The sequence below is a fragment of the Aeromonas sp. S5(2024) genome (assembly GCF_041403025.1).
In the GTDB taxonomy this organism is placed as follows: domain Bacteria; phylum Pseudomonadota; class Gammaproteobacteria; order Enterobacterales; family Aeromonadaceae; genus Aeromonas; species Aeromonas hydrophila.
In genome coordinates this window covers 1-598 of sequence record NZ_JBGLRI010000026.1, presented here as the reverse complement: position 1 = coordinate 598, position 598 = coordinate 1, and the positions used below count along the sequence as shown (strand labels likewise).

1 tRNA gene and 1 rRNA gene are annotated in these 598 nt (G+C 47.7%); both read right to left on the bottom strand.

The features are described 5' to 3' along the window. Positions 1-192: 192 nt before the first annotated feature. Positions 193-268, bottom strand: a tRNA-Glu gene (locus ACB032_RS22105). Positions 269-493: 225 nt separating this feature from the next. Further along, a 16S ribosomal RNA gene (locus ACB032_RS22100) occupies positions 494-598 on the bottom strand; the annotation flags it as partial.

Genomic DNA, 598 nt, shown 5'->3' with positions numbered 1-598 from the left:
GTACAACAAGGACCAAATAAAATTTGGTTTTCGCCAAGAAGTTTCCAAAGCACTTGTAACAAATGTTTGAGAACTACTTTTTAAATCAGCTTTCCAGATTGTTAAAGAGCATGTTTGCAACGGCTCAAGGCCGAAGAAAACAGACATAAACATGACTGTTTATGTCTGCATTCTTTGAGCTGCGAAGAGAAGTGGCGTCCCCTAGGGGATTCGAACCCCTGTTACCGCCGTGAAAGGGCGGTGTCCTAGGCCTCTAGACGAAGGGGACCCAAAATCATCTTTGCGCTGCGTTAGCAGTGCAGATTTTGGGTAATGGCGAGTGCCGAGCCTGCGAGGCCGAGCGCCATTATTCACATCCCAAAACCCAATGATAGGGCTTCTCTCATCTGACCGAAGCCAGATAAGCACTGATGCTTGCGCACCAGGTCTTTGCTCTAACTACTTTGAATCAAGGCAATCTGTGTGAACACTCAACAACTTCGTCATCTTAAGGTAAGGAGGTGATCCAACCCCAGGTTCCCCTAGGGTTACCTTGTTACGACTTCACCCCAGTCATGAATCACACCGTGGTAAACGCCCTCCCGAAGGTTAAGCTATC